The organism is Vibrio sp. Vb339, from assembly GCF_902751245.1.
GTDB classification, from domain to species: Bacteria; Pseudomonadota; Gammaproteobacteria; order Enterobacterales; family Vibrionaceae; genus Vibrio; species Vibrio coralliirubri.
This window is the reverse complement of sequence record NZ_CADDIS010000002.1, coordinates 1,513,296-1,538,376: the sequence shown is the minus strand read 5'-3', so window position 1 is coordinate 1,538,376 and position 25,081 is coordinate 1,513,296. Positions and strand designations below refer to the sequence as shown.

Genomic DNA, 25,081 nt, shown 5'->3' with positions numbered 1-25,081 from the left:
GCTAATCTTTCTGAAACAATTCATTTTTATCCTGAAACTTTCTAGCACGAACACTCCCCAAAAGTATTACCCCTGTAAATGGTAAGACCAATTTGGTTGCTGTTTTAAATTTCATTTGTTAAATCATGGTTAATTCACGCTGTATTCTATGATGCAGGTCAATTTTAGGCTGGACAGTGGCGTTTTAATTATGTTAATTTCTGCCCAACTTAAAATTGGTATTACCAATTGTCAGCGAAGAAAAAGAAGAACAACAAACTATGGCTTATCAAAGGATTCGTCAGCCAAAACTCTCCGATGTTATCGAACAAGAGTTAGAAAGGTTGATAGTGGAAGGAACACTGGCTCCAGGGCAGCAGCTGCCGCCTGAGCGCGAACTGGCGAAACAGTTCGATGTGTCTCGTCCTTCAATCCGAGAAGCGATACAACGTTTAGAAGCAAAACGCTTGCTTACTCGCCGTCAAGGTGGAGGTACGTTTGTTAGCGAAAATATCTGGAAAAGCTTTTCAGATCCTTTGCTTAATTTGTTGTCGTCCCATTCTGAAACCCAGCTAGACTTGTTGGAATCGCGTCATGCGATGGAAGGGATTTCGGCTTACTTCGCGGCATTGCGTGGCACTGATGAAGACTTTGCTCGAATTCAAGCATGCCAAGAAAAAATTCGCGGTGCGCAAGATAAGGGTGATATTGAAGCCGAATCTGCAGCAGTGATGGCTTTTCTTATTGCTTTAACAGAGGCAGCGCACAATGTGGTGTTATTGCACATTGTTCGTAGCTTGGCTCCGTTACTCGAACAAAACGTCTTAGAAAATTTAAAGCTGTTGCATCGTCGTAAAGACGTTGTGGAGAAAGTGAGTATACATCGAGCTAACATTGTGGATGCGATCGTTTCAGGACAGCCAGAACAGGCACGTGAAATGTCACACTCTCATTTAGCTTACATCGAAGAAACATTGATGGATTTGACCAAAGAAGAGTCGCGTCGCGAACGTTCTTTACGTCGAATTCAACAGGGTAAATAGCCGTAATACTTCGGTTATTTACGTGTTTAGTAGAATCCAACTAACAAAAAGGATAGATCGCCATGTCTGACATGAAGCATGACGTTGATGCTCTGGAAACTCAAGATTGGTTAGAAGCTCTTGAGTCAGTAGTACGTGAAGAAGGTGTAGAACGTGCACAGTTTTTACTAGAACAAGTTCTAGATAAAGCGCGTTTAGATGGTGTTGATATGGCTACAGGCATCAACACAAACTACATCAACACAATTCCAGCAGCACAAGAGCCAGCTTACCCTGGTGACGTAACTCTTGAGCGTCGTATTCGTTCGATTATTCGCTGGAACGCAATCATGATCGTATTGCGTGCTTCTAAGAAAGACCTAGACCTTGGTGGTCACATGGCTTCTTACCAGTCAGCAGCAGCGTTCTACGAAGTATGTTTCAACCACTTCTTCCGTGCTCCAAACGAGACAGACGGTGGCGATCTAGTTTACTACCAAGGTCACATCTCTCCAGGTATCTACTCTCGTGCATTCGTTGAAGGTCGTCTAACTGAAGAACAGCTAGATAACTTCCGTCAAGAAGTTGATGGTAAAGGTATCCCTTCTTACCCGCACCCGAAACTGATGCCTGAGTTCTGGCAGTTCCCGACAGTATCTATGGGTCTTGGCCCTATCTCTGCTATCTACCAAGCGCGCTTCCTTAAGTACCTTGACGGCCGTGGCCTGAAAGAAACTTCAGCGCAACGCGTATACGCGTTCCTAGGTGACGGTGAGATGGATGAGCCAGAATCACGTGGTGCTATCTCTTTCGCTGCGCGTGAGAAGCTAGACAACCTATGTTTCCTAATCAACTGTAACCTACAGCGTCTAGACGGCCCTGTAATGGGTAACGGTAGCATCATCCAAGAACTTGAAGGCCTATTCAAAGGTGCAGGTTGGAACGTTGTTAAAGTTATCTGGGGTAGCAACTGGGATTCTCTACTAGCTAAAGACACTACTGGTAAGCTTCTTCAACTAATGAACGAAACTATCGATGGTGACTACCAAACATTCAAATCTAAAGATGGCGCATACGTACGTGAGCACTTCTTTGGTAAGTACCCAGAAACAGCTGCACTAGTTGCAGACATGACTGATGACGAAATCTTCGCTCTTAAGCGTGGTGGTCACGATTCTTCTAAACTGTTTGCTGCATTCAACAATGCTAAAGAGACAAACGGTAAGCCAACTGTAATCCTAGCTAAGACTGTTAAAGGTTACGGCATGGGTGATGCAGCTGAAGGTAAGAACATTGCACACGGTGTTAAGAAAATGGACATGACTCATGTTCAACACCTACGTGATCGCCTAGGCCTAGAAGACATCCTTTCAGATGAGAAGATCGCTGAACTTCCTTACCTGAAATTGGAAGAAGGTACGCCTGAGTACGAATACATGCACGCTCGTCGTAACGCTCTACACGGTTACACACCTGCACGTCTTCCTAAGTTTACTCAAGAGTTCAAGGTTCCTGAGCTAGACGCATTCGCACCTCTACTAGGTGAACAGAAGCGTGATATCTCTACAACTATGGCTTATGTACGTACGCTAAACATCCTTCTTAAAGATAAGAACATTGGTAAGAACATCGTTCCTATCATCTGTGATGAAGCTCGTACATTCGGTATGGAAGGTCTATTCCGTCAGGTTGGTATCTACAACCCACACGGTCAAGAATACACACCTGAAGATAAAGGCATCGTTTCTTACTACAAAGAAGCAACGTCTGGTCAAGTTCTTCAAGAAGGTATCAACGAACTAGGTTCTATGGCTTCATGGGTTGCTGCTGCAACTTCATACAGCACAAACGATCTACCGATGATCCCGTTCTACATCTACTACTCAATGTTCGGTTTCCAACGTATTGGTGACATGGCATGGCTAGCAGGCGACCAACAAGCTCGTGGCTTCCTACTAGGTGCTACTGCAGGTCGTACAACACTGAACGGTGAAGGTCTACAGCACGAAGATGGTCACTCGCACATCCAAGCGAACACTATCCCGAACTGTATCTCTTACGACCCAACGTTTGCTTACGAGCTAGCGGTAATCATGCAAGACGGTATCCGTCGCATGTACGGTCCTGAGCAAGAGAACGTTTACTACTACCTAACAGTAATGAACGAGAACTACGCAATGCCAGCAATGCCAGAAGGCGCTGAAGAAGGCATCCGTAAAGGTATCTACAAGCTTGAATCTCACGCTGGTGCTAAGGGCAAAGTTCAACTAATGAGCTCTGGTACTATCATGAACGAAGCGCGTAAAGCAGCTGAAATTCTAAGCGAAGAGTACGGCGTAGCATCTGACGTATTCTCTGTAACGTCGTTCAACGAACTAACTCGTGACGGCCAAGCGGTAGAGCGTGACAACATGCTTCACCCAGAAGCTGAAGAGAAAGTACCGTACATCACGACTGTTCTTGGTAAAGAACCTGCAATCGCAGTGACTGACTACATGAAGAACTACGCTGAGCAAGTACGTGCGTACATGCCAACTGAGTCTTACAAAGTACTTGGTACAGATGGTTTCGGCCGTTCTGACAGCCGTGCAAACCTACGTCGTCACTTCGAAGTTAACGCTGGCTACATTGTAGTTGCAGCTCTAACTGAACTGGCTAAACGTGGTGACATCGAGAAATCTGTAGTTGTTGAAGCAATTGCTAAATTCGATATCGACACTGAAAAAACTAACCCGCAATACGCATAAGACTGGCATTAAGGTAGGTAAATACAATGACAATCGAAATTAATGTACCAGACATCGGTGCTGACGAGGTTGAAGTAACTGAGATTCTTGTAAACGTTGGCGACAAGGTTGAAGAAGAGCAGTCACTGATCACTGTTGAAGGCGACAAAGCTTCAATGGAAGTTCCTGCGTCTCAAGCGGGTATCGTTAAAGAAATCAAAGTAGCAGAAGGCGATTCTGTTTCTACTGGTTCTCTTATCATGATCTTCGAAGCGGAAGGTGCTGCAGCAGCACCGGCTGCTCCAGCAGTTGAAGCGGCGGCACCAGTTGCAGCAGCTCCTGCAGCGGCAGCTGAGCTTAAAGAAGTTCACGTTCCTGACATCGGCGGTGATGAAGTTGAAGTAACTGAAATCATGGTTGCTATCGGTGACGCAGTAGAAGAAGAGCAATCTCTTCTTACTGTTGAAGGCGACAAGGCTTCAATGGAAGTTCCTGCACCATTCGCTGGTATCGTTAAAGAAATCAAGATCGCTTCTGGTGATTCAGTATCGACTGGTTCTCTAGTAATGGTATTTGAAGTAGCGGGCTCTGGCGCTCCAGTTGCAGCAGCTCCTGCTCCAGCGGCGGCACCAGTTGCAGCGGCTCCAGCAGCATCAGCTGAAAAAGAAGTAAACGTTCCTGATATCGGTGGTGACGAAGTAGAAGTTACTGAAATCATGGTAGCGGTTGGCGATACAGTAGAAGAAGAGCAATCTCTAATTACTGTTGAAGGCGACAAAGCTTCAATGGAAGTTCCTGCACCATTCGCTGGTACAGTAAAAGAGATCAAGATTGCAGCTGGCGACAAAGTGTCAACTGGCTCTCTAATCATGACGTTCGTAGTTGAAGGCGCAGCGCCTGCTCCTGTTGCAGCACCTGCACAAGCAGCAGCTCCAGCGGCGGCACCTGCTCCTAAAGCAGAAGCACCTGCAGCGGCTCCAGCAGCTGGCGACTTCCAAGAGAACGGTGACTACGCGCACGCTTCTCCAGTAGTTCGTCGTCTAGCTCGTGAATTTGGCGTTAACCTTTCTAAGGTTAAAGGTACTGGTCGTAAGAGCCGTATCCTTAAAGAAGACGTTCAGTCTTACGTTAAAGATGCACTTAAGCGTCTAGAGTCTGGTGCAGCGGCATCTGGCAAAGGCGGCGACGGTTCTGCTCTTGGTCTACTACCATGGCCAAAAGTTGACTTCAGCAAGTTCGGCGAAACTGAAGTTCAGAAGCTTTCTAAGATTAAGAAGATCTCTGGCGCTAACCTGCACCGTAACTGGGTAATGATCCCTCACGTTACACAATGGGACAACGCAGACATCACTGAGCTAGAAGCATTCCGTAAAGAACAGAACGCAATCGAAGCGAAGAAAGACACTGGCATGAAGATCACTCCACTTGTGTTCATCATGAAAGCTGTTGCTAAAGCGCTAGAAGCATTCCCAGCGTTTAACTCTTCTCTTTCTGAAGATGGCGAAAGCATCATTCTTAAGAAGTACGTAAACGTGGGTATCGCTGTTGATACACCAAACGGTCTAGTTGTTCCTGTCTTCAAAGACGTGAACAAGAAAGGCATTTACGAGCTATCTGAAGAGCTAATGGCTGTTTCTAAGAAAGCACGTTCTGGTAAGCTAACAGCGGCAGACATGCAAGGCGGTTGTTTCACAATCTCTAGCCTTGGTGGTATTGGCGGTACTGCATTTACTCCAATCGTAAATGCTCCAGAAGTAGGTATCCTAGGTGTATCTAAGTCTGAAATTAAGCCAGTTTGGAATGGTAAAGAGTTCCAACCACGTCTACAGCTTCCACTGTCTCTATCATACGACCACCGTGTGATCGATGGTGCTGAAGGTGCACGCTTCATTACTTTCCTAAACAGCGCACTATCTGACATTCGTCGTCTAGTACTGTAATTGAGAAAGTAATTATTAAGGTGACTTTCGGGTCACCTTAATTCTTTATATAAAGACTATTTTTAGAGAACAGTTTCCTGCATTTCTCATAATCTGATAGGGAATTGTTGTCTAGCTCACAGGCTAACTTAAAGCTACTTTCACACTGTTAACATCTCTGTAAAATGTTTCCTGTTTGAAAGCCCAATAATTTTAAGAACATCTACTCAGCCTGTTAGGGATAATGACTACAAGAGGTCACAATGAGCAAAGAAATTAAAGCCCAAGTTGTTGTACTTGGTTCAGGTCCTGCTGGTTACTCAGCGGCATTCCGTTGTGCGGATTTAGGTCTAGAAACAGTATTAGTTGAACGTTACAGCACTCTTGGTGGTGTATGTCTAAACGTTGGTTGTATTCCATCAAAAGCACTTCTTCACGTTTCTAAAGTAATCGAAGAAGCTAAAGCGATGGCAGAGCACGGCGTTGTATTCGGCGAGCCACAAACGGACATCAACAAGATCCGTATCTGGAAAGAAAAAGTAGTTGATCAACTAACTGGCGGTCTTGGCGGTATGGCTAAGATGCGTAACGTTACTGTTGTTAACGGTTTCGGTAAGTTCACTGGTCCTAACAGCATTCTTGTTGAAGGCGAAGGCGAAGCAACAACTGTTAACTTCGACAACGCAATCATTGCTGCGGGTTCTCGCCCAATCAAACTTCCTTTCATCCCACATGAAGACCCACGTATTTGGGATTCTACGGATGCACTAGAACTAAACGAAGTACCTGAAAAACTGCTTATCATGGGCGGCGGTATCATCGGTCTTGAGATGGGTACGGTTTACCACTCTCTAGGTTCTAAAGTTGAAGTTGTAGAGATGTTCGATCAAGTTATCCCTGCTGCGGATAAAGACATCGTTAAAGTTTTCACTAAGCGCATTAAGAACAAGTTCAAGCTAATGCTTGAAACTAAAGTGACTGCTGTTGAAGCGAAAGAAGACGGTATCTACGTTTCAATGGAAGGCAAAAAAGCACCAGCTGAAGCTGAGCGCTACGATGCTGTTCTTGTTGCTATCGGTCGTGTTCCAAACGGTGCACTTATCGACGCTGAAAAAGCGGGTATCGAAGTTGATGAGCGTGGTTTCATCAATGTTGATAAGCAAATGCGTACTAACGTTCCTCACATCCACGCGATCGGTGACGTTGTTGGTCAACCAATGCTTGCTCACAAAGGTGTGCATGAAGGTCACGTAGCTGCTGAAGTTATCTCTGGTAAGAAGCACTACTTCGACCCTAAAGTAATCCCATCAATTGCTTACACTGAGCCAGAAGTTGCTTGGGTAGGTAAGACTGAGAAAGAAGCGAAAGCTGAAGGCATCAACTACGAAGTTGCTACTTTCCCTTGGGCTGCTTCTGGTCGTGCAATCGCTTCTGACTGTGCAGACGGCGTGACTAAGATGATCTTCGATAAAGATACTCATCGCGTAATCGGTGGTGCTGTTGTTGGTACTAACGGTGGTGAACTTCTTGGCGAAATCGGCCTAGCAATCGAAATGGGTTGTGATGCAGAAGATATCGCACTTACTATCCACGCTCACCCAACTCTACACGAGTCTGTTGGTCTAGCTGCGGAAGTATTCGAAGGTTCAATCACTGACCTTCCAAACAAGAAAGCAGTGAAAAAGAAGAAGTAAATACTCTTCATACTTGAAGCCGCAGCGTTGTTAACTGCGTAAGTTCACCCTAATCACATAGAACTCCTATGCTCATAGGGCTGAACTTACTTGTTGCCTAGCTGCAACTCCAATTATTTTGAGTATATCTAGATTATAAAAGCCGCTGATTCGTCAGCGGTTTTTTTATGTCTGAAGAAAAGAGCAGGAACGTTTCACTCCGAGATACGAATACGCTGCGCTTCGGGATGCGAAGAGACATTCCATTCTACAAAAAAGGGTTGACCCATTAGGCCAACCCTTAAATTATTTACTCGAATCTCGAATCTCGAATCTCGAATCTCGAATCTCGAATCTCGAATCTACTTATAAATGCACAGCATGTTCAAGTAACTATCCGTTAAGCTTGAAAGCTCTTCTGGCGTTTCTACACGCTTCGCTTGGATGAATAGCGAGTAGCAAATGCCGTGGAATAGATTCGCTAGATGTTTCGGGTCGTGATCGTCACAAACTTCGCCACGTTCAATCGCTTTGCTAAACATGTTTTGTACTAACATTTGGTTAGTGCGGTTAGTTGTTACGAATAGCGGCCATACTTCATCACGAGTCGAAGCGCTCCATTCGAACCACACATTTAACCAATGGCTATCTTGAGCCACTAACGTCACCATTTCAGTCGCAATATTATGTAGGTTTTGTTTTGCGTGAATATCCAGATCGATATTGTCTGAAAGGAAGTTAGAGAATTGGCGTACAACGTGATTTAGTACTTCATCAACCAGATCTTCACGGGTAGGGAAGTAGTTAAATACAGTTGCGACAGACACCTGAGCGATGTCTGCAATATCAGCGTGTCCACCACGACCGATACCGCGGCGAGAGAATACCTCAAGAGCGATTTCCATCAATTGAAGTTTTCTTTTTAAAGGTGAAAGCCTAGTTCTAGGTCTCTTAGATATTGAGTCCATTTTATTTTCCTTGCCAACGAAATTTTTATATTAATGATTTTATTATTATTTAAGCCAAGATGAGTGTAATGGTGCATATGCGAATGGTCAATCCTTTCAGCTTGTTTTATAGACAGTTACATCAAACTTGATACATAAAGCGTGATCAGCATTGATGTGAAAGGAGACGAGTATTGGATAAGGCACCAGCGCACATTTCGTGGAGAATCTGACAGTAAATTCGAACCATAAGGTGGTGTGGGTATTTGAGCAGTGCTAGACTTACGCACAAAATTGAGCGACACAACTGACGAAACTGTCAACATTCGTCGCAATCACCAAATAGAATGAGAGCAGTATGAAGCATACAGTTGAAGTCATGATCTCTGAGCAAGAAGTTCAGGATCGAGTGAACGAACTAGGCAAACAGATCACGGAACACTACAACGGTAGTGAAGATCTAGTTTTAGTTGGCTTATTGCGTGGATCTTTTGTCTTTATGGCAGATCTTGCTCGTGCTATCGATTTAACTCACCAAGTTGATTTCATGACCGCGTCTAGCTACGGCAACGGCATGGAAAGCTCACGTGATGTTCGTATTTTGAAAGACCTTGATGATGATATCCAAGGTAAAGACGTTCTACTTGTAGAAGATATTATCGATACAGGTAACACGCTGACTAAAGTAAAAGAGATTCTGAGCCTACGTGGTCCTAAGTCTATCGAAATTTGTACGCTACTAGACAAGCCTTCTCGTCGTGAAGTGACTGTAGATACAAAATGGATTGGTTTTGAAATCCCAGATGAGTTTGTTGTTGGTGTTGGTATCGACTACGCACAAAAATATCGTCACCTACCGTACATCGGTAAGGTAGTACCTCAAGAGTAATCATTACGCTTGTAGTTTAGAAGTCATTAAAAAGCCCGCATCAAGCGGGCTTTTTGTATATATGACGGAATGGGTTAGCTTTGTTGACTAAGAAGAGGCGTCGTTAAGATCTTATTCAATGCATCTAAGTGACTGTTCTCTAAGGTATCGTTACTTGAACAACGTACGCCAAGGTCCTGCAGCTTGCCATCGCCAATACCATAAACCACACCATGGATTTCAACGTCTTGGCCACGCTCCCACGCATTTTGCATAATGGTTGAGTTGCCTAGGTTATAAACCTGTTCTGCGACGTTAATTTCGCACAACTTGTCACCCCATTGCTCACGAGGAAGCCCCTCGATTTGCTTACGGTATTTTAGGTAATTGTCACGGATGTGCAGTAACCAGTTGTTGATAAGACCAAGTTTAGGGTTATCAATCGCCGCGTTAACACCGCCACAGCCATAGTGACCGCAGACAATGATGTGTTTAACTTTGAGTACATCGACGGCGTACTGTACCACTGAGAGGCAATTTAGGTCGGTATGAACCACTTGGTTTGCCACATTTCGGTGAACAAACAGTTCGCCAGAGTACAAACCAGTGAGACGCTCGGCCGGAACACGGCTATCTGAGCAGCCAATCCATAGAAAACCAGGGCTTTGACCCTCTTCAAGCGTTGTAAAATACTCAGGTCGTTGAGATCGAATTTCTTCTGACCATTTAGAGTTGTTTTCAAAAAGCTGTTTAATCTCTGGCATTTTGCGTCTTACATCCCTTAATTAAGAATCTCAACTATACACAATGTTACAAATTCAATCTCGTAAAAACTGTGTCAAATAGTACTCATCTGACGTGTACTCGTCGTTAAAATCATTAACTTAGCGTAGAAGCTATGATCCGGTTATAAGACATGAATAATGTGATTGAATTAACACTTTCTGAACACTTGATACATTTGTTAAAGTGATAAGGTTTGTCATTTCATCATCAGGAAGGTGTGTTTTGTTTGGAAGTCGTTTTACGGATATCAATCTCAAAGGGGATATGTTTGGTGGTGTTACTACAGCCATCATCTCATTGCCTTTAGCATTGGCATTTGGTGTTGCTTCTGGTGCGGGCGCGGAAGCTGGCCTCTGGGGTGCCATCATGGTTGGCCTATTTGCGGCATTGTTTGGTGGATCGAGCAGCCTGATCTCTGAACCGACCGGCCCGATGACGGTGATCATGACAGCCGTAATGACCAGCATGGTCGCGAAATATCCTGAAACTGGCATGGCAATGACCTTCACAGTCGTGATGATGGCAGGTGCATTTCAGATATTGCTTGGCACGTTAAAGCTCGGAAAGTACGTTACTTTGATGCCATATAGCGTGATCTCCGGATTTATGTCGGGTATCGGCGTTATTCTAATTATTCTTCAGCTGTCGCCTTTATTAGGACATGCCGCCCCTTCTGGTGGGGTGATGGGCACGCTCTCTGCTCTTCCAGATACGCTAGCAAACTTAAAAGTGAGTGAACTGTTTTTAGGTGCATTGACGCTCGGTATTCTTTTCGGTTTTCCGGCTAAATATCGTAAGTATGTGCCTGCTCAACTGGTCGCTTTGGTTGCTGTGACACTCTTGTCCGTCATTATTTTTGATACCGACTCTATTCGCCGTATTGGTGAAATCCCAGCTGGTTTACCTTCTCTCGTTATCCCTACGATCAGCGCAGAACAGTTCACGACCATGGTTATCGATGCCTTGGTGCTTGGTACATTAGGTTGTATTGATACGCTTTTGACCGCGGTTATCGGAGATTCACTGACTCGTAAAGAGCATGACTCAGACAAAGAGCTTCGTGGCCAAGGCATTGCCAATATGATCTCTGGCCTGTTTGGTGCGCTACCTGGTGCGGGCGCCACTATGGGTACCGTAACGAATATTCAGGTGGGAGCGCGTTCTCCGCTTTCAGGTGTTATTCGAGCTTTAGTACTTGCGCTAGTGGTATTGGTTGCAGGTGGCTTAACAGAACCGATTCCTATGGCAGTGCTGGCTGGTATCGCGATGTATGTTGGTTTCAATATCCTAGATTGGAGCTTTATCCAGCGCGCGCACAAGGTTAGCTATGCCGGCATGGGCGTGATGTACGGCGTGATGCTACTGACTGTGTTTGTCGATTTGATTATTGCTGTTGGACTGGGCGTGTTTATCTCGAACATTCTGATTATTGAAAGATTGAGCCGAGAGCAAGCCAGACAAGTTAAGGCGATCAGTGATGGTGATGATGAAGATGATATCCCATTGACTGATAGCGAACGTCAGTTACTCGATAGTGCCAATGGTAAGGTGCTGTTCTTCTACCTTTCAGGGCCGATGATATTCAGTGTTTCAAAGGCGATCTCACGTCAACACTCAAGTATCTCTGACTATGAAGCGATGATTCTAGACCTGACAGATGTCCCTATGATTGATGTCACTGTTGGCCTTGCGCTAGAGAATGCGATTAAAGATGCATTGGATGCGCAGTGCGAGGTGTATCTGCTGTGTCCTAATGAGAATACGCGTCAGCAACTAGAGAAGTTCCACGTGATTGACCTAGTGCCGGAATCCAACACTTATCGATTCAGATATGAAGCCCTGACGGCAGCAACAAGCTATGTCGACAGAGATGAGCATCAATTTGAGTCAGTTTAATTTTTCAGTAATAAGCGAACATGAATGAGCTGATATGAATAATCTAATATGAATAAGCCATAGACGCTCACTTCAAGACTGATCATTAATGCCGTTAAGTGAACCACTTAGCGGTATTTTTATATCTATTGAACGTTGATTTAGCCTTCACGTAGCCAAGACGCTTATTTGTTTTCGAAAGAAACTCTCACACGATATTTGTATTAATCGTCAATCAACGATAAACTTGTTTGCAAAATGGCCGAGTAAACAAGTTTGGGTTAGTTTTCTGCTAGCTCGTTTTAAGCATTACTCTCTTCCTCAAGCTCGGTCGTCTACATCTTATCTATAGCAAATGGCAGTCTATCTCTATGTATGCATTAGAAATTGAGCAATTAAGAAAAACTTATGCTGGGGGCTTCGAGGCTCTTAAGGGCGTTAGTTTACAAGTAGAAAAAGGCGACTTTTACGCACTACTTGGTCCAAATGGTGCGGGTAAATCAACCACCATTGGTGTTATCTCTTCACTGGTAAATAAAACGTCAGGCAAGGTTAAAGTGTTCGGCTACGACATTGATACCGATCTGGAGTTGGCGAAGCAGAACTTAGGCCTTGTGCCTCAAGAGTTTAACTTTAACCCGTTTGAGACCGTTGAACAGATCGTGCTGCAACAAGCGGGTTATTACGGCGTGCCAAAAGGCTTAGCGAAAGAGCGAGCGAAAAAGTACCTATCTCAACTCGATTTGTGGGAAAAGCGTGGCGAACGTGCGCGTAACTTGTCTGGTGGTATGAAGCGTCGTTTGATGATCGCGCGTGCATTGATGCATGAACCTCATTTGTTGATCCTTGATGAGCCAACAGCAGGCGTCGATATTGAACTGCGTCGTTCAATGTGGGAATTCCTAAAAGAGATCAATGAGAAGCAGGGCATTACCATTATCTTGACCACGCACTACCTAGAAGAAGCAGAAATGCTGTGTCGCAACATTGGTATCATCAATCGCGGTGAGCTGATTGAGAACACAACAATGAAAGCGCTGTTGGGTAAATTGAGTGCTGAGACCTTTATTCTGGATCTGGAAGAGGGCACGACTGAACCTAAGCTTGAAGGGGTGAATAGCCAAGTGATGGTCAATGGGTCGCTAGAAATTGAAATCGACAAGAACCTAGGTTTGAATACCATCTTTGCTCAATTGAGCGAGCAACAGGTTAAAGTCCTTTCTATGCGTAATAAAGCAAACCGTCTAGAAGAGCTATTTGTAAGTATCGTCCGTGAGGGGAGTAAATAATATGTACAGCCTATATTGGACCGCTTTCTGCAGCTTGTTGACCAAAGAGATCAATCGCTTTACGCGTATCTGGGTGCAGACTCTGGTGCCACCAGCGATTACCATGACGCTTTACTTCATCATCTTCGGTAACCTGATTGGTGCTCGTATTGGTGAAATGAACGGCTTTAGCTACATGGAATATATTGTTCCCGGTCTGATCATGATGTCGGTGATCACCAACTCATACTCCAACGTTGCTTCATCCTTCTTTAGTGCCAAATTCCAGAAGAACATTGAAGAGCTGCTTGTAGCACCTGTTCCTAACTACGTGATTATCGCCGGCTTCGTAATGGGTGGTGTGGTTCGTGGCTTGTTAGTGGGCACTATCGTAACCTTCGTGTCTCTGTTCTTTGTCGACCTACAAGTTGACCATTGGGGCGTGATCATTGCGACGGTATTTTTAACGTCGGTAGTATTCGCTTTGGGTGGCTTGATTAACGCGGTATTCGCACGCACGTTTGATGATATCTCTATTATCCCAACCTTTATCTTAACGCCGCTGACCTACCTTGGTGGTGTGTTCTACTCGATCAGTCTATTGCCTGAATTCTGGCAAGGCGTATCGAAGTTGAACCCTATCGTGTACATGGTAAACGCGTTCAGATATGGCTTCTTGGGCGTGTCTGATGTGGGTATCGTGACGTCATTTGGCGTACTAGGCGTGTTTATCGTGCTGTTGTATGGCATTGCACACTACTTAGTGACAAAGGGTATCGGCTTACGTAGCTAACTTTTAGTTATCCAGGATCTATTAGTTATCCTGAATTGCAGGCAAAGAAAAAGGTCGATATTACATCGACCTTTTTTGTATCTTTCGTTTGTGCTTTTACTTTGCGTTAGAAGCTGGTTTACGTAAAGAGAAGAAAGCGATTATTCAGTCGCTTCTTCTTTCACTTCTTCTTTGGTTTCCGTTACCAAGTCGAGAACTTGGTTATCGATAAGACGGGTCTTACCTAGGAAAGCCGACATTAGAATCACTGCTTGAGTTGATTCTGAAGTGATTGCTTGCAGTGTTTTCGCATCGCAGATGAAGATCTCATCTGGCTGAAGATCTGCAGCGCGCAGCTGGTCAGTTGCATCTTCAATCACTGATGCGTAATCATCGCGGCCACCACGAATGGCACTGCTGATCCAGCGCATAGTACGCGCTAGAACTGGCGCTCGTTGGCGCTCGTCAATCGTTAGGTTGCTATTGCGAGAGCTCATTGCCAAACCATCCATTTCACGAACGGTCGCAACGCCGACAACTTCAATGTCTAACGCTAAATCAGTGGTCATCTGGCGAATAACAGCAAGTTGCTGAAAGTCTTTCTCGCCGAAGCATGCAAAGTCTGGCTGAACGATATTAAACAGTTTAGTGACAATGGTTGATACACCACGGAAGTGGCCTGGACGAGAGGCACCTTCAAGCATGTGAGATATGCCAGGGACCTCAACAAACGTCTGTTTGTCTAATCCATCTGGGTACATCACCTCTGGCGTTGGTGTAAATACTAGCTCAACACCTTCACCTGTTAGCTTACTTAAATCTGCTTCTAACGTGCGAGGGTAGTTGTTTAGGTCGTCGGCACGGTCAAACTGCATTGGGTTTACAAAGATGCTTACCACAACGATGTCGGCCAGTTCACGAGCTTTCTTTACTAGAGTCAGGTGGCCTTCATGCAGGTTTCCCATTGTCGGTACAAAAGCAACCGTACGTCCATCACGCTTAAACTGTTTAATCTGCTCACGAAGAGCCGCTATTTCAGCAAAAGTTTGCATACTTACTCCTAAGCGATTGTATGAGCTTCATCAGGGAAGCGCGCGCTCTCTACTTCTTGTTTGTATAGAGCTACTGCTTTACGCATATCACCTGTTTCTGCTAGGAAATTCTTAGAGAACTTCGGCATGTAGTTCGCAGAAATACCGAACATGTCATGCATAACCAAGATCTGACCATCGGTAACATTACCTGCGCCGATACCGATAACCGGTACGTCACAAGCTTCTGTAATTCGTTTTGCCAATGAAGCTGGCACACATTCAAGTAGAACGATTTGAGCGCCTGCGTTTTGCAGTGCTAACGCGTCAGCAACCATTTTGTCGGCTTGCTCGTCGTCACGACCTTGAATCTTGTAACCACCAAAAATGTTCACAGACTGGGGCGTTAAGCCTAAGTGTGCACATACTGGTACTGCACGTTCTGTTAGCATCTTCACAGTATCAACCAACCAGCTTCCGCCTTCGATTTTTACCATGTTCGCACCAGCACGCATCAAAGTCGCTGCGCTCTCACAAGCTTGTTCTGGCGTTGCGTAGCTCATGAAAGGCATGTCAGCCATAAGAAGACAATTTGGGCTACCAGAACGCACTGAGCGAGTATGGTAAGCAATGTCTTCAACGGTTACTGGTAATGTATCGTTATGGCCTTGTAGAACCATACCCAGTGAATCACCGACAAGCAGAACTGGCATTTCTTGGCTTTCGAATAATTGAGCAAAGCTCGCATCATAAGCTGTCGAAGTCGCGAATTTACGGCCTTCACGTTTGCATTTGATCAGGTCGTTAATGGTTACTTTTTTCATTGGTTTTCCTTAATGCGCTTGGCTATTGTTGCCAAACATTGAGCCCGTTCTTATCTACTATTTTCAGCAGTTCTGTCAGCTCAGTCCCATCAGGGAGTTGTAAACTTGGTGCGATTTCAGCAAGCGGGTAGAGTACAAACTCTCGTTCTTTCATTCCATAATGAGGAACGATTAAGCGCTCTGAATCGATCACCTCATTGCCGTATAGCACAATGTCGAGATCCAAGGTTCTTGGTCCCCAACGTTCGTCTTTACGGACGCGCCCTTGCTCTAGCTCGATTTTTTGAGTGCAATCAAGTAGTTCAATTGGCGTTAATTCGGTTTGGATAGCGACTACCGCGTTGATGTAGTCGGGTTGATTTTGCGGCCCCATTGGAGTGCTACTATATAGCTGAGAGGTCGCAATAAACGTTGATCGCGGTAGGATTTTTAGCGTTTCGATAGCCAAATTTGCTTGGCTAACTGGGTCGGCAAGGTTGCTGCCGACCGCAATGTAAGCCGTTATCATTCGGATTGCTTACTCTTTTTGTTTCGGTAAGTCTTACGGCGACGATGGCCTGACTTTGATGGTGCTGCAACGTCGTTAGCCATTGCTTGACGCATGTTGCGACCTGCAGTCTGATAACGCTCCCACCATTTTGCTAACTCTTTGGTTTCGCCACCTTCAATCTCACCACGCATTTCTAGGAAATCGTAGCCTGCACGGAATTTGTTTAATTCCATTAGACGAACAGCACGTTTACCGTTACGGCGAGGCAGTCTAAGTTGCAGTTGCCAAACTTCGCGAATGGTGGCGGTGTGACGGCGAGGAATAGCAATAGACTTTACTTGCTGATCAAGAATGATGTTACTCGCTTCCATGATCGCATCGTAGTGTGCCATACCCTGTTCAGCGACAAGTTTGTCTGCCAGCTTGTTCATTGGGTACCAAAGCATCGCTGCGAACATGAATGCTGGGTTTACTCGCTTACCGTCTTCGATGCGAAGGTCGGTTGAATCGAGAACCAAATCAAGCATCTGCTCTGTGTGAGAGTCATAATCTTCTGTGAAGTGCTCAGCCACGGCTGGGAACATCTGTTGGAACAGGTTGTACTCGCGCATCAGGTGGTAGGTTTCTAAACCGTGACCTGATTGCAGCAGTTTTAGAGACTCTTCGTAAAGGCGCGCTGCTGGGATGTCTCTTAGAAGGTGCGCTAACTCTTCAATCGGGTCAGCCGTGTCTTCTTCGATGTCGAAATCCAGTTTAGCGGCGAAGCGCATTGCACGTAGCATACGTACTGGGTCTTCGCGGTAACGCGTTTCTGGATCGCCAATCAGGCGGATCAGTTTATCTTCTAAATCTTCTACACCACCCGCGTAATCGTGGATGCTGTAGTCTGCAATGTTGTAGTACATCGCGTTGATTGTGAAATCACGACGTTCTGCATCTTCATCAACACTGCCGTACACGTTATCGCGCAGTAGCATGCCTTCTTTCGATTGTGCAGAAACATTTTTCGATGGTTCTTGGTGGTGACCACGGAAAGTTGCTACTTCAATGATGTCACGACCAAACATGATATGTGCCAAGCGGAAACGGCGACCGATAAGACGACAGTTTCTGAAGAGGTGTTTGATTTGCTCTGGCGTTGCGTTGGTCGCAATATCAAAATCTTTTGGCTGAGAGCCTAATAAGATATCGCGCACACCACCACCGACTAGAAATGCGTCAAAACCCGCACCATTCAGGCGATATAGCACTTTTAGTGCGTTGTCGCTGATCTGCTTGCGTGAAATATTGTGCTCTTGACGAGTATAAATATTCAGAGCTAATTCGTGGAATCCGCGTTGTTCGCTTGGGGTATTGTCGTTTGTATTCATTAGTTTAGAACAAAGTAGGTATCGCCAACTTTGTTTTTCTCTTAGTCCAAAGTGGTAGTGCAGAGTTTAATTGCGGCTAATAATAGCTTAGCGCGAGCCATTTGAGAACATCGTCTGCTTAACCACAGTGGTTGGTTATGGCATTTTTATGTGTCGTTTTTGCTATTTGCCGTGAGTTTCGAGCTAATTACAGTGCTCTTTTTGTAAACTATCAGGTAACTGACTGACGCTCCATTGTTGGCAGCCCCACAATAAAATCTCGTCCATTGAAGCCTCACAAAGAGCCGTCGGGATATCAAAACCTAAGAATCGCATCGCGTTGAGTAACGTTGGTTTTGGGTTATCGAGATCTATCGCGGTGGCATGGTTCTGTTTTGACAGTTTATTCCCCAAGCCATCGGTTGCCAATGGTAAGTGCAAGTAGCTCACTGTTTTTTGTTTGAGCGTCTTATACAAACTGATTTGTCGACCAGTTGGTTCTATCAGATCTGCGCCTCTTACGACTTCTGTCACTCCTTGGTCGATGTCATCAAGAACAACGGCCAAGTTATAGGCAAACAATCCATCTCTGCGTTTAATAATAAAATCTTCTGCAGCTAATGCTTTAGGGATTTGAATGGTGCCGTGGCGAACATCATCAAAGGACTCTACTGGAAAGTCCATGCACAAGCGCACCGCCTGTTCACCTGAATCGATTAGGCCTACATCTCGACAGTGACCATTGTAAAAGCCGCCCAAAGCTTTTATCTGCTTGCGGGTGCATTGGCAGTAGTAGGCTTGATTGTCAGCGACCCATTGATCGATTTGAGCTTGATAGAAGCCATGACGCTGGCTTTGATAAACGACTTCACCATCCCAAAATAGGTGGTAAGCCTCAAGCGTCTTAAGAATGAGGTCTGCAGCGCCGGCCATTTCTCTTGGCGGATCTAGGTCTTCCATACGAACTAACCATTTTCCTTGGTTAGATTTCGCTTGAAAGTAGCTACCAAGAGCAGCAACAAGTGAGCCAAAATGAAGAGGACCTGACGGTGATGGTGCAAAGCGCCCGATATAATTCATGAGTGAACAACCTAATCTAAATGGTACCGCAGTAGCCGATTCTTAAGACGTTTAACAAGAGCTTTAATGCGTAGAACTAAGCTTCAATTTATAGAACAAGGTTTGATGTATAGAACTAAGGCTTAAAGCTGCTATTTACTATCAAGCGTGTGAAATACTTCGCTTGGATAACAAACAAAAAAGGGAGCCAAGGCTCCCTTTCTTTACATCTGCAAGAATTAACCTTGCATCTGTTTCTCTTTGATCTCTGCAAGTGTTTTACAGTCAATACAAAGATCAGCAGTTGGACGAGCTTCAAGGCGACGAATGCCAATCTCGATACCGCAAGAATCACAGAAGCCGAAATCGTCTTCTTCGATCTTGTCTAATGTCTTCTCAATTTTTTTGATAAGACGACGCTCACGGTCACGGTTACGTAACTCTAGGCTGAATTCTTCTTCTTGAGAAGCGCGGTCAACTGGGTCTGGGAAATTCGCTGCTTCGTCCTGCATGTGGTGCACAGTACGATCAACTTCTTCCCTGAGCTGGTTGCGCCAAGCTGCTAAAATTTTTGTAAAATGTTCCGTTTGCTCAGGTGACATGTACTCTTCACCTGGCTTCTCTTGGTACGGTTCAACACCTGCGATGGCTAGGATGCCTAGCGCTTTTTTCTTAGATTCTGGCATACAGCATCTCCTATTTACACCTAGTCAACTGCAAAGCAGCTAATTTTAAGGCGGGTATCTATAGCAGAAAGAACGAATGGTGGCAAATACTCTTATTCAAACTTGCAATCAATGTGATTAGTTCAGCATCTTTGCTTAACTATTGATAAATTCAACAGCTTGTTTTAGTTGTATTTGAGTACTGCTGAGCTCTGCTTTATAGCAAAGCACTTCAACTCCAGCGTCTTGTGCTTGTTTTAGTAATAACGAATATTTGGCGTCTATATGGTGTGCCGCAGACACTTTTTCAATACCTGAATGTAAAACAGTGAATAAAAGTACGGCTCTATTTCCAGATTCGACCATTTCTGTGAGTTCACGCAGATGTTTTTGGCCTCTGGTTGTGACCGCATCAGGGAAAAAACCTTGCCCTTTAGTTGACGTTTCTAGCTCGTCGAGCAAAGTGACGCTTTTCACTTCGATATAGCAAGGCGGCTTTTCGTTATCTTCAAGCAGAATATCAATGCGACTATTCTCACTACCATATTTCACTTCGGTTCGTAACGCGTTATAACCTAAGAGTTCAACTATAGTCCCATTTTCAATTGCTTCCACTGCTAGCTGGTTTGCCCGCGCAGTATTTACACAAATACGATGACCTTTGTCTGTTTCTGAGATCTCCCAGCTGTTTGGGTACTTTCTTTTTGCATTATCTGAGGTTGAGTACCACACCGTATTACCAGGAGTCGCACATCCTGTCATCGCTCCAGTGTTAGCGCAGTGGATAGTGCGCTCGCTACCGTCTGGAAGTTGGATGTCAGTGAGAAAGCGTTTATAGCGTTTAATAAGAGTCGCTGGCTCTAATGGAGGATTGAAGTGCATATTACTTATTTAGACAGGTAGGTTTTTATGTACAATGTTGCCAACATTACACCACAAGGTTCTCCCATTGCCACAACTGCCCATAGAAGCTGTGATGCCAGATCTGCTCGCTGGCGTAGAAACACACACTCAACTTATTCTAAAGGCCGCTCCCGGTGCGGGTAAGTCAACATTCTTCCCTTTACAGTTAGTTAAGACCAACGCCGTTCAAGGCAAAATCATCATGCTTGAACCGAGGCGTTTGGCTGCAAGGAATATTGCCACTTATTTAGCGAGCCAATTGGGAGAAAAGGTGGGGGAGAGCATTGGCTTTAGAGTTCGTGGTGAATCTAAAACCAGCAGTGCAACTCGCTTGGAAATCGTCACCGAAGGGATCATGACGAGAATGATCCAAACCGACCCTGAATTGACTGGGGTTGATATGGTGATCTTTGATGAATTTCATGAGCGCAGCATTCACGCCGATACCGCATTGGCGTTTAGCTTAGAGATCCAAGACGCGTTGCGTGATGATCTAAAAGTGGTTGTGATGTCGGCAACCTTAGATCAACAAGCTCTGCAAACTTTGCTGCCGAATGCCAAATACGTTGAATCACAAGGTCGCACCTTTCCGGTCGATTTCCGTTATCAGCCTCTTAACGCAAATGAATATCTAGCCCCTAAAATGGCCAGCGTGATTCGTTCGCTTATGGAGAAAGAGTCAGGCTCACTTCTGGCCTTTTTGCCGGGTGTTTCTGCGATTAAGCAGGTGGAATCTCAACTAGAGCAACTTGCCAGTGATATCGATGTGTGTCCTTTGTATGGGCAACTCAGCTTTCCTCAGCAGCAGAAAGCGATCGCGCCATCAGAGAAAGGGCGTCGAAAGGTGGTGTTAGCGACCAATATTGCTGAGACTTCTTTGACGATTGAAGGCATTCGATTGGTGGTTGATTCCGGGCTTGAACGTGTGGCGAAGTTCGATCTGAAAACCGGTATTACTAAGCTTGAGCAAGTGAAAATCTCGCAATCTTCTGCTGAACAACGGGCGGGGCGTGCGGGACGAATTGAAGAGGGCTTGTGCGTCCGTTTGTACAGCGAAACGCAGCTGATGCAGCAACCAGCTGTACCAGAACCTGAAATTCTTCATTCTGACTTGTCTTCGCTGGTGTCTGAATTGACGCAATGGGGTGCTGCGAGTGCCGACGAGCTGCAATGGTTAGACGTTCCACCAAAAGCGTCTATTGGGCAAGCCAAGCAACTCTTACAGACTCTGGAATTATTAGACGAGAATGGTCAATTTACGGCACTAGGAAAACAGGCCCAACGTTTAGGTTTAGAGCCTCGTATTGCCAGCATGTTGGTTAAAGCGCAGCAAGGTAGTCCTGCTTTATTGAATGTCGCGATTGTTGCTGCCGCTTTGCTGGAAGAGCCGGAACGCAATGTGACGGATATTCAACACTCTTTGCATCGACTTAAGCAAAGAAAACATTCCAAAAATAGCGTTGTGATGCCGCGAGCGAAAAGTCTCGCGAGCAAACTCAATCATCACTTAGATTTGTCACAAGCTGACGAATCATTGCTACCATTAGTGCTTTGTTTTGCCTTCCCAGACCGGATTGCACAAGTGAGAAGCGCGACCAGCAGTGCTTTCCTTTTGGCGAATGGTCACGGCGCTGAGGTTCGTGATGATGATCCACTGGCGAACAATGACTATATCGTAGTGATTGATTTGATGCGCAGCACAGGGCGAGCCAGTCAAATTTTCTTAGCCACTGCGGTTGATATCGTGCAGCTAGAAGCTGAATTTCCAAAACTGTTTGTGCGTTCCGATTATGCCGATTGGGATGAGAAACGTGGCCGTTTAGTTGCCGAGCAGCGTGTATCTCTGGGCAAGTTGATTATCAGCACCAAAGCTTTACCTGATCCCGATGCGAATCAGGCGAGCCAAGCGCTGCTCAATTATGTCGCTCGATGCGGGCTGGATCGCTTAAATTGGACAGCTTCGGCTAAGCAGTTGGTTGAGCGTGTACGCAGTGCACAGCTTTGGATGCCTGAGCATGATTGGCCAGCGATGGATGATGCGAGTTTGATTGAACACCTTGATGAGTGGCTATCTCCGTATTTGAATGGCATTAAGTCGGCAAAAGGGCTGGCTAGTGTTTCGATTGAGCAAGCATTGTCGGCTTATCTTGGCTGGCCTTTGAATCAAGAAATCGACCAATGGCTGCCAACGCACTATCTGATGCCAACAGGCAGCAAGAAGGCCATTCGTTATCAATATCAATCTGAACCAGTGATCTCAGTGCGAATGCAGGAAGTCTTTGGCGAACAAGACTCGCCATTGATCGCGCAAGGGCGTAAAAAAGTAGTGCTTGAGTTACTTTCTCCAGCACAGCGACCACTGCAAATTACTCAAGATTTAGCCGGCTTTTGGGCTGGCGCGTACAAAGAAGTACAAAAAGAGATGAAAGGCCGTTACCCAAAACATCCTTGGCCGGATGACCCTGCTAACCATGTAGCAACCACTAAAACCAAACGACAGTTGAATCGATGATGACCAAAATGTTAACGCCAAAAAAGGCACCACCTAAAAAAGCGCCAGCAAAGAAGTCACCAGCGACCAAAGCCAAGCCAAGAAAACCAAGAGCGGCTGCGAAAAAGACCAAACCTAAGGCTAAGAAATCTGGCAAAAGAGGTTGGTTGAAGATCCTATGGGGCATTTCTTGGAAAGCGGGCTTAGCGCTTGCGGCATTGCTGTTGTTCGTCGGTATTTATCTCGATTCTGTGGTTAAGCAGCGCTTTGAAGGTCAGCTGTTTGATTTGCCAACCGTGGTTTATGCGCGAGTGCTAGACCTGTCTCCGGGAACTCCGGTGAGTTTGGTTCAGGTTAAGAATGAGCTCGATGTACTTAATTATCGTAAGGTGAACGCGCCTCGTCACCCAGGCGAATACTCCTCTTCTTCCACCAAGATTGAAATGATTCGTCGTCCGTTCGAGTTTGTCGATGGACCGGAAGCGGATCGTCATGTGATGCTGCATTTCAACGGTACCGAGTTAACTCGTATTCAGTCGTTAGAGAAGAAAGGCGACATGGGCTACCTACGTGTTGAACCAAAAATGCTTGGCATGCTTGAGAAAAGTAACGATGAGCAGCGCCTGTTCTTAAAACGTAATCAATTCCCAGAAGTGATGGTTGATGCCTTATTAGCAACCGAAGACCGAAATTTCTATCAACACGATGGAGTGTCGCCACTGGCCATTGCTCGTGCAATGGTCGTTAACGTCAAAGCTGGGCGAACGGTACAAGGTGGTAGTACGCTGACACAACAGTTGGCAAAAAACCTGTTCTTGTCCAGTGAACGTACATTGTGGCGTAAGGTTCGTGAAGCCTACATTGCACTTATTTTGGACCATCGTTACAGCAAAGACCGAATCCTAGAGGCTTACTTAAACGAGGTTTACCTTGGGCAAAATGGTGGACAAGCGATTCATGGCTTCGGCTTAGCGTCTCGCTTGTACTTCGGTCAGCCAATTCAAGAGCTCCGTATCGATCAGCTAGCACTGCTGGTGGGTATGGTGAAAGGACCGTCGTATTACAATCCGGTTCGTTATCCTGAGCGTGCTAAGACTCGACGCGATTTGGTTCTTCGCTTATTGATGCAACAAGACATCTTAACTCCGCGACAATACGAAGAGGCGGCGAGTCGTGATTTGGATATTCAAGACAACCCACGCATTGCTAGCCGTCAGCCCGCTTATTTCCAACAAGTAAACATTGAGCTTAAGAAGTATGTCGGCGATCGATTTGAGGCGAAAAAAGGGATTCGAGTCTTTACCTCTCTGGATCCGGTATCTCAAGACAAGTTAGAGAAGTCGATTGCTCGTAAGGTGCCTGATTTATCGAAAACCGCAGGTAACAAGCTGGAAGCAGCAGCTATTGCCGTGGATAGAAATACCGGTGAAATCCGGGCGATGGTCGGTGGTAAGCGTACTGGCTACGATGGCTTTAACCGTGCCTTGAACGCGAGTCGCCCAATTGGTTCTTTGGTCAAGCCTGCAATTTACTTAACCGCACTAGAGCAGCCTCAGAAGTACACGTTGGCGACAACATTGAAAGACACGCCACTGAGCTTGAAAGGCAGTAAAGGTAGCGTGTGGAGCCCGAGAAACTTCGATCGTAAGTTCCGTGGCGATGTGCCTTTGTATGTGGCGCTTTCTAAGTCTTACAACGTACCTACTGTTCGTTTAGGCATGCAATTAGGCATTGATAGTGTCTCGGATACGATTGGAAAACTGGGGGTCGATAAAAATGAAATTCGCCCAGTACCGTCGATGTTTTTGGGGTCGTTCTCACTGACTCCATTCCAAGTCGCGCAGATGTATCAAACTATCACCAACTCTGGCCGTATCGCACCTTTGTCTGCACTTCGCTCTGTGGTTGATAACGATGGCGAGGTTCTGTATCAGTCGATCCCTCGTGTATCACAAAGCGTTGACCAGCAAGCCGCTTGGCTAACAACCTATGCAATGAAACGTGGCGTATCGGAAGGTACGGGGCGTTTCCTACAAGGTCAGTTTGCATGGGCAGGATTAGCCGGCAAGACCGGTACCAGTAATGACAGCCGAGACAGTTGGTTTGTGGGCGTTGATGGCCGTGAAGTGACGACCATCTGGCTAGGGCGTGATGATAATAAGCCGACTAAGCTTACTGGTTCGAGTGGTGCGTTACGTGTTTATGCCGATTATCTCAAACAGAGAACACCCGAGCAGTTATTGCTGCCTTGGCCGACAGGAATTGTCACCGCTAACTTTACTCGAACTTCTCAAGGGGCTTTAGAGTTTGATTGTGATGGCGCAGTCAAACTGCCAGTTTGGGATGAGGATGGAAACATTAAAAAGGGTTGTGAAAGTCAACCAAAACAGTGGCTAAAGAAGCTTTTTCAGTGGTAAAGTCGTAACAAGAAAGA

General features: G+C 45.5%; 19 protein-coding genes. 10 read left to right on the top strand and 9 right to left on the bottom strand.

Features of this window, described 5'->3' with window-relative positions:
* Window positions 1-260: 260 nt before the first annotated feature.
* The 4 genes from pdhR to lpdA all read left to right on the top strand — a co-directional run bounded on the left by pdhR (window position 261) and on the right by lpdA (window position 7,340).
* A complete protein-coding gene (gene pdhR / locus HRQ85_RS15425; protein WP_009847596.1) occupies window positions 261-1,022 on the top strand; it encodes a pyruvate dehydrogenase complex transcriptional repressor PdhR in 762 nt (253 codons plus the stop codon).
* A 62-nt stretch (window positions 1,023-1,084) separates the two neighbouring features.
* Complete coding sequence (gene aceE / locus HRQ85_RS15420) at window positions 1,085-3,748, top strand: pyruvate dehydrogenase (acetyl-transferring), homodimeric type (protein WP_017059442.1); 2,664 nt, start codon at window positions 1,085-1,087, stop codon at window positions 3,746-3,748.
* Window positions 3,749-3,774: 26 nt separating this feature from the next.
* Complete coding sequence (gene aceF / locus HRQ85_RS15415) at window positions 3,775-5,667, top strand: pyruvate dehydrogenase complex dihydrolipoyllysine-residue acetyltransferase (protein WP_172379987.1); 1,893 nt, start codon at window positions 3,775-3,777, stop codon at window positions 5,665-5,667.
* A gap of 242 nt (window positions 5,668-5,909) precedes the next feature.
* The gene (gene lpdA / locus HRQ85_RS15410; protein WP_017059440.1) at window positions 5,910-7,340 is read left to right on the top strand and encodes a dihydrolipoyl dehydrogenase; all 1,431 of its coding nucleotides are present in this window, start codon (window positions 5,910-5,912) and stop codon (window positions 7,338-7,340) included.
* Window positions 7,341-7,681: 341 nt separating this feature from the next.
* On the opposite strand, the gene HRQ85_RS15405 is transcribed toward lpdA, so the two are convergent.
* Window positions 7,682-8,287 (bottom strand): LuxR/HapR/OpaR family quorum-sensing transcriptional regulator, encoded by a 606-nt coding sequence (locus tag HRQ85_RS15405; protein WP_019824386.1) that lies wholly within the window; start codon window positions 8,285-8,287, stop codon window positions 7,682-7,684.
* Between the two features lie 337 nt (window positions 8,288-8,624).
* On the opposite strand from HRQ85_RS15405, the gene hpt reads away from it, so the two are divergent.
* The gene (gene hpt, locus HRQ85_RS15400) at window positions 8,625-9,155 is read left to right on the top strand and encodes a hypoxanthine phosphoribosyltransferase (RefSeq protein WP_017059438.1); all 531 of its coding nucleotides are present in this window, start codon (window positions 8,625-8,627) and stop codon (window positions 9,153-9,155) included.
* A gap of 74 nt (window positions 9,156-9,229) precedes the next feature.
* Here the strand turns inward: hpt and can are convergent, their stop codons facing one another.
* Entirely contained in the window at window positions 9,230-9,898 is a 669-nt protein-coding gene (gene can, locus HRQ85_RS15395) for a carbonate dehydratase (RefSeq protein WP_017059437.1), read from the bottom strand.
* Between the two features lie 286 nt (window positions 9,899-10,184).
* On the opposite strand from can, the gene HRQ85_RS15390 reads away from it, so the two are divergent.
* The 3 genes from HRQ85_RS15390 to HRQ85_RS15380 all read left to right on the top strand — a co-directional run bounded on the left by HRQ85_RS15390 (window position 10,185) and on the right by HRQ85_RS15380 (window position 13,856).
* Window positions 10,185-11,816, top strand: a complete 1,632-nt coding sequence (locus HRQ85_RS15390) for a SulP family inorganic anion transporter (RefSeq protein WP_017063247.1) — start codon at window positions 10,185-10,187, stop codon at window positions 11,814-11,816.
* A 350-nt stretch (window positions 11,817-12,166) separates the two neighbouring features.
* Entirely contained in the window at window positions 12,167-13,084 is a 918-nt protein-coding gene (locus HRQ85_RS15385; protein WP_172379986.1) for an ABC transporter ATP-binding protein, read from the top strand.
* A 1-nt stretch (window position 13,085) separates the two neighbouring features.
* Window positions 13,086-13,856 carry an ABC transporter permease gene (locus HRQ85_RS15380; protein WP_010435987.1) on the top strand — a complete coding sequence of 257 codons (771 nt, stop codon included), beginning with the start codon at window positions 13,086-13,088 and terminating at the stop codon, window positions 13,854-13,856.
* Between the two features lie 140 nt (window positions 13,857-13,996).
* On the opposite strand, the gene panC is transcribed toward HRQ85_RS15380, so the two are convergent.
* The 7 genes from panC to sfsA form a co-directional block, all read right to left on the bottom strand.
* Window positions 13,997-14,887 (bottom strand): pantoate--beta-alanine ligase, encoded by an 891-nt coding sequence (gene panC, locus HRQ85_RS15375; RefSeq protein ID WP_048605734.1) that lies wholly within the window; start codon window positions 14,885-14,887, stop codon window positions 13,997-13,999.
* 8 nt (window positions 14,888-14,895) lie between these two features.
* On the bottom strand, window positions 14,896-15,690 hold the full coding sequence (panB, locus tag HRQ85_RS15370; RefSeq protein ID WP_172379985.1) for a 3-methyl-2-oxobutanoate hydroxymethyltransferase: 795 nt from the start codon (window positions 15,688-15,690) through the stop codon (window positions 14,896-14,898).
* A gap of 22 nt (window positions 15,691-15,712) precedes the next feature.
* Entirely contained in the window at window positions 15,713-16,198 is a 486-nt protein-coding gene (gene folK, locus HRQ85_RS15365; protein ID WP_102448391.1) for a 2-amino-4-hydroxy-6-hydroxymethyldihydropteridine diphosphokinase, read from the bottom strand.
* Window positions 16,195-17,550 carry a polynucleotide adenylyltransferase PcnB gene (gene pcnB, locus HRQ85_RS15360; RefSeq protein WP_017059432.1) on the bottom strand — a complete coding sequence of 452 codons (1,356 nt, stop codon included), beginning with the start codon at window positions 17,548-17,550 and terminating at the stop codon, window positions 16,195-16,197. Before pcnB ends, folK begins: the two co-directional genes overlap by 4 nt.
* A 183-nt stretch (window positions 17,551-17,733) precedes the next feature.
* Window positions 17,734-18,609, bottom strand: coding sequence for a tRNA glutamyl-Q(34) synthetase GluQRS (gluQRS, locus tag HRQ85_RS15355; RefSeq protein WP_172379984.1), 876 nt, complete (start codon window positions 18,607-18,609; stop codon window positions 17,734-17,736).
* A 218-nt stretch (window positions 18,610-18,827) separates the two neighbouring features.
* On the bottom strand, window positions 18,828-19,274 hold the full coding sequence (gene dksA / locus HRQ85_RS15350) for an RNA polymerase-binding protein DksA (RefSeq protein WP_004738189.1): 447 nt from the start codon (window positions 19,272-19,274) through the stop codon (window positions 18,828-18,830).
* Window positions 19,275-19,409: 135 nt separating this feature from the next.
* Entirely contained in the window at window positions 19,410-20,135 is a 726-nt protein-coding gene (sfsA, locus tag HRQ85_RS15345; protein WP_048612328.1) for a DNA/RNA nuclease SfsA, read from the bottom strand.
* A gap of 34 nt (window positions 20,136-20,169) precedes the next feature.
* Between sfsA and hrpB the strand changes: the two genes are divergently transcribed.
* Together hrpB and mrcB are read left to right on the top strand one after the other, a co-directional pair.
* A complete protein-coding gene (gene hrpB, locus HRQ85_RS15340; protein ID WP_172379983.1) occupies window positions 20,170-22,668 on the top strand; it encodes an ATP-dependent helicase HrpB in 2,499 nt (832 codons plus the stop codon).
* Window positions 22,665-25,064 (top strand): penicillin-binding protein 1B, encoded by a 2,400-nt coding sequence (gene mrcB, locus HRQ85_RS15335; protein WP_172379982.1) that lies wholly within the window; start codon window positions 22,665-22,667, stop codon window positions 25,062-25,064. The genes hrpB and mrcB overlap by 4 nt, the downstream gene beginning before the upstream one ends.
* Window positions 25,065-25,081 lie beyond the last annotated feature (17 nt).